General features: G+C 76.0%; 2 protein-coding genes, 1 pseudogene and 1 riboswitch. Of the genes and pseudogenes, 1 reads left to right on the forward strand and 2 read right to left on the reverse strand.

From position 1 onward, the window contains the following. Nucleotides 1-174 precede the first annotated feature (174 nt). Nucleotides 175-252: riboswitch (cobalamin riboswitch) on the forward strand. Between the two features lie 119 nt (nt 253-371). Then, entirely contained in the window at nt 372-1,469 is a 1,098-nt protein-coding gene (locus tag AB0N76_RS38995; protein ID WP_363565604.1) for a prenyltransferase/squalene oxidase repeat-containing protein, read from the forward strand. Between the two features lie 779 nt (nt 1,470-2,248). Here AB0N76_RS38995 and AB0N76_RS39000 read toward each other — a convergent pair. Continuing rightward, a pseudogene (locus AB0N76_RS39000) lies at nt 2,249-4,039 on the reverse strand (M4 family metallopeptidase); the annotation flags it as partial. A 385-nt stretch (nt 4,040-4,424) separates the two neighbouring features. Next, nucleotides 4,425-5,075: a DUF4360 domain-containing protein gene (locus AB0N76_RS39005; protein WP_363565605.1), complete on the reverse strand. Its 651-nt coding sequence runs from the start codon at nt 5,073-5,075 to the stop codon at nt 4,425-4,427. Between the last annotated feature and the right edge of the window lie 195 nt (nt 5,076-5,270).

Here is a 5,270-nt window from a genome sequence, read left to right on the forward strand (position 1 = left end):
CTCGCTCCCCCCCCCCCCGCCCCCCCGGGCGCCCGACCCCGGGCCCGTCCGGCCGCCGACCCCCGCGGCGACCGGACGGGCCCCGCCCGTTCCTCCCCGCCCGTTCCCGTCGGGCCTTGACCCCTTCTCCGGGCAGCGGACATGATGAGCCGTCAAGTTCCGACTCCGCCGTCGGGGGAAGTCCGGTCCGAATCCGGCGCTGACCCGCAACGGTAGGCCGCCGACCACCGTCGGCGGCGAGCCCGAGTACCCGGGGGCGGAGGTGTGCGTCCCCTCCTCCCGTCGTGGTCTGCGGGCCGGGGCTCCCGGGGGCGGCCGGAACCCGGCACCCACCGGTGGCACCCGTGCGCCCAGGCCCGGAAAGGCCTCCCATGCCCGTGCTCCGCCGCCACCCGCTCGGCCTGCTCGCGATACCCGCCCTCGTGCTGACCGCCGTCCTCCCGGCGTCCGACGCCTTCGCCGTCGGCGCTCCCGCGACCGCGGTCGCCGATGTCACCGCCACCGACAGCGCGACCCACCGCCCGGACGCCGCCGCGGCCGGCTGGCTGGCCCGCCAGCTCGTCGACGGCGACCACTTCGAGACGGTCTTCGACGGCACCGCCTACCCCGACCAGGGCCTCACCATCGACGCCGTGCTCGCCTTCGCCGCCGCCCGCGGCGCCGACCAGGCCGCCGCCAAGGCCACCGCCTGGCTGGCCCGGCCCGACATCCTGCGCGGCTACCTCGGCGACGGCACCACCGAGGCCTACGCCGGTGCCACCGCCAAACTGCTGCTCGCCGCCGAGGTGCGCGGCGCGGACCCGACGGCCTTCGGCGGCGTCGACCTGCCCGCCCGACTGCGCTCGCTGCAGAGCCCGAGCGGCCGCTTCTCCGACCGCTCGCAGTGGGGCGACTACAGCAACGCCTTCGGCCAGTCGCTCGCCCTGCTCGCCCTCCAGCGCACCCCCGGCGGCGCCCCGGCCGGCGCCGTCGACTTCCTGGCGGCCGCCCAGTGCGCCGACGGCGGCTTCCCGATCGCCTTCGGCCAGCCCGCCTGCAGCGGTGACACCGACGCCACCGCGCTCGCCGTCCAGGCCCTGGCCGCCACCGGCCGGACGGCGAAGGCCAAGGCGGGCCTGGACTGGCTGGCGGCCCACCAGAACGCCGACGGCGGGTTCGCCGCGGCCGGCGCCACCGCCTCCAACGCCAACAGCACCGGCCTGGCGGCCTCGGCCCTGCTGTCCGGCGGCCGCTACGTCAACGGACTCAAGGGCTGGAGCAGCCTGGTCAAGTTCCAGCAGGGCTGCTCGGCCGACCCCGCCGTCCGCGGCGCCGTCGCCTACGACGCGAGCGGCTTCAACCCCGCCAACGCCGCCCGCGCCACCGCCCAGGCCGTCCTCGGCCTCTCCGGCCAGGGGCTGGCCGGCCTCACCGCCCAGGGCGCCCGCCCGTCCGCCCCCGTCCTGGCCTGCCCGGCCGCCACCCGATGACCGCGAGGAGCACGACGATGGCCACCCCCGCCCGTCCGGCCAGCCGCACCCTCGGCGCGTTCGCCGCCGCCGCGGCCCTCGGGCGTCTCCACCCAGAGCAGTCGGCCGTCGACGAGCCGGGTCTCGCCGGCCTCGATCCCGCCGGCGGCGCCGCCCGCCACGTACTGGGCGACGACCTTGCCGGTCGCGATCGAGTAGACGGTGGGCGCGGACATCTCCTTCTCGCCGGCCGACCACGTCTCGGTCCAGGCCAGCAGGCCGTTCCTGACGGAGAGGTCGCGTGCGCGGTGACCGGCCGCCAGCGGGACCTCCGCGGCCGGGCCGCCGTCGTGGGAGAGCAGGAGGCTGTTCCGGCCGGTGGCGAAGTCCAGGACGCGGAAGGCGATGTCGCCACCGGCGATCCGGACGTCGGCGACCTGCTGGCTCACGCCCTTGTACACGCTGCGCGGCGTCCCGTCGGCCAGCGGGCGGGTCAGCACCTCGGCCGCCCAGCGACCCTGCTCGTCGGAGCCGGTGGCCAGCCAGGCGGCGCCGGTGCCGTCGGTGGCCGCCCAGCCGTGCGAGCGGTGGTCGTCCGGACTGAGCCGGGTGGGCGCGCCGGAGCCGTTGACGGCGCCGGAGTAGAGCGTGAGGGACCCGCTGCCGCCCCGCTCGGTGCCGGAGGCGACCCAGCGGCCCTTGGCGACGTCCGGGGCGACGCTCGCGCCGGCGAGTTCGCGCAGCAGCGGGCGGCTGTCCACGCCGATCCGCCGCTCCCAGCCGGCCTTGATCCCGTGCGCGTCGAACGCTCCCGCCACGGTGCGGAGTTCCGCCTTGCTCAGGCCGATCGCCTTGCCCGCCGCGAGCACCGCGTTGCGGGCGTCCACGAAGTCGTCCAGCGGGGTGAGGTACTCGGCGAGGGCGCGGTAGACCAGGCGGTCGGCGGTGAGCGGGTCGAGCGCGCGCCGGACGTCCCACAGGGCGCCGGAGAAGATGGTGGAGTTGGCGTGCACCCCGCCGTTGTCGACGCCGATCGGCGCGCCGAGGTAGTCGTTCACGGTGGTGCGGCGGTCGTCCAGCCGGCGGGTCGCGCAGGCCTCCGGGGTACCGGTGCGGCAGAGGCTCTCGCCGAGCAGGGCGGCGCGCGGGTCGGTCATCGACAGGCCGCGGGTGGTCACCTCGATGGCGTTGCCGAAGTAGTCGGCGAAGGCCTCGTCCATCGCACCGGACTGGCCGAGGGTGGCGAAGGCGGCGGTGTGCTGGACCACGCCGTGGGTCATCTCGTGGCCGGCCACGTCGAGGGCGACGGCGAACGGGTTGTACTTGGCGGTGCCACCGCCGTAGATCATCTTCTTGCCGTCCCAGAAGGCGTTCGGCCTGGGTTCGCCGAAGGCCGTGGTGTTGACCACGGAGACGATCGGGCCGGCCTTGCCGTCCAGGCCCTCGCGGCCGAGGCGGTCGCGGTAGAAGTCGTACACGGCGCCGGCGTTGACGTGGGCGTCGACGGCTCCGTTGGTGCCGGCGGCGGCCGGGAAGTCGGCGGTCGGCGAGGACACGGGGTGGACGTCGGCGGGGATGCCGCGGGCGAAGACGTTCTCGTCCCGGCCGGCCGCGTCGTAGGTGGTGATGCTGGCCGCCCGGGTGAGGTCGGTCAGCTGGTAGCTCCCGTCCGGGAGGCGGCCGAGGTTCACCTTGGCGGGGCGGCCGAGGGCGTCCACGGCGGTGCCGGTGGCGGGTTCGGCGCCGGCCGGACCGGCCGCCGGGGCCTGGGCGGGGGCGCGGACCGTGTAGTCGAGGGCGACCTCGCCGACGGTGGCGTCCACGAAGACCTCGCGGGCCTGGCTCGCCCAGGCGGCCGGGTCGGTGCCGCGCACGGTGAAGTGGCGGGCGAGCCGGCCGGCGCCGCCGGGCAGCACCACCAAGCCGTGGTCCTCGGCGGTGAGGCCGGCCTGGGCCTTCGGGTCCTTGACCGAGCCGAGCGCCAGACCGCGCAGCGCCTCGTCGGGCACGGTCGCCGTGGTCGGGACGGTGAGGCCGGTGAAGTACTTGCCGCCGACCGACTCGACCTTCTGCGCGGCGCCGTCGCCGACCAGGTGGACCAGGTACTTCGACCCGAAGACCGGAACGCCGCCGTGCCACTGCTCGAACTTGACGGTGCGGCGGCCGTCGGCGGCCTGCTCGGTGCCGGCCTCGGCGAGCTGCGCGGGGTCGACCCGGTAGCGGTCCTGGTGGGCGGCGAGGTGGGCCCGGGCCGCGGCGACCGGGTCGGCGCCGGCGGCCGGCTCGGCCAGGCCGGTGACCAGCTGCGGGGCGGCGGTCTCCGAGCCGGCGACCAGCCCGGGAACCGGGTCCTGGTCGGCGGTGGGCGCGGCGGCCGGCGCGGCGAGCACGGGCTGGGCGCCCAGACCGAGGCTGAGCACGGCGGCGATGGCGATGCCGAGCGTCCTGGGCGTGCGGGAACGGTGGTGCACTGCGGTCCTCCCCTGATCGACGGACGGTCCGGCGACATGCCGGATCACACGTCCGGCGGGTACCGGCCCTGCACGGCTCGTCCGTTCTCCGGAGCCGGCTGCCCGCCATGCGATGACCATAGGACACCCCGCGACATATGTCGACCGACTGCATATGCACTCCACCGGAATTGCCCGATCGGGCAGCGCGACCAGGGGGCCGCCCGGTCCCGGCGCGGGCGGGACGGTGGTCCCGGCGGGGCGGGGCCCCGGTCGGGCGGCGGAAGAGGGGGCGAGGACCTCTGGGGCCGGGGGCCGCGCCCGGGGGACGGTGGAGACCGCACCGAGGAGGTGGCCCCGATGGAACGCATCAGGATCAGCAAGCGCCCGAGCCTTCCGCACCCCCGCCCGCCGCTGGACCTGCGCACCCCGTCCGGCCGGCCGCTGCCCTACTGACGAGCACGGGCCGGGCCCGGTCGGACGCATCCGACCGGGCCCGGCCCGTGCCCACCGCGACCGCGGACGGTCAGGGGCAGCGCTTCCACGCCAGGTGGTAGATCGTGTTGATGCTGCCGTCGGTCGAGTCCATCGTCATGAAGCTGGTGGTCTTGGCGGTGTCCGAGGTGCCCGCGTTCACCCGCAGCTCGGTGTTGATGTTGAAGTTGCGCAGTTCCCCGCAGGGCGCCCAGACCAGGGCCGCGACGGCGACGGTGTCGGTGGCCTGCCAGCTGTCGTCGACCGGCCCGGTGAACGGGTGGCTGAGCGAGGCGGTCTGCGGCGAGCCCTGGAAGTAGTAGTTGGCCCGCTGGACGGCGCTCGCGCCCTTCTCCAGGTGGGCGAAGCCCCGGTAGTCGGCGGAGGCGATCGCGTAGGTGAAGCCCTGCGGGACGTGCACGTTCAGGTTGAGCTGACAGTTCTTGCGGAAGTCGGTGGGCTTGGAGCCGACGCCGACCTGGGCGACGTACTGGCTGTACGTCACGGTGAAGGCGGTGTTGTCCGGGGAGACCGCGATGGCCGCCGTCCCGGCCGGGCAGCCGGAGCCGTTGACGGTGGCGACGTCGATGACGATCTTGTCCGGCGGCGGGGTGGTCCACGGGGAGCCGGCGGCGGTCCCAGCCAGCGAGGTGACGAGCAGTGCCGCGGCGGCACCGCCGACGGCCAAGGTGCGTACGGTCATGAGCGCTTCCTCCCAGTCGCCCGCCGGGCCCCGGGGCGCGCACCCCCAGATGCGGGCCGCCCGGCGGATTGTCGCGTCCATGTCAGCATGCGCCCCCGGTCGCGTACAGGGGCGTGACAGGGCGCTCACCGGGGCGCGCGGACGGACGAACCGGCGCCGACCGGCGCACCAGGAGGGACCCTGGCACCGGTCGGC

This window comes from Kitasatospora sp. NPDC093806 (genome assembly GCF_040683335.1).
Lineage (GTDB): Bacteria > Actinomycetota > Actinomycetes > Streptomycetales > Streptomycetaceae > Kitasatospora.

Coding starts and splice junctions, on each gene's coding strand:
- AB0N76_RS38995 (WP_363565604.1), top strand. CDS start 372: ATGCCCGTGCTCCGCCGCCACCCGCTCGGCCTGCTCGCGATACCCGCC.
- AB0N76_RS39005 (WP_363565605.1), bottom strand. CDS start 5,075: ATGACCGTACGCACCTTGGCCGTCGGCGGTGCCGCCGCGGCACTGCTC.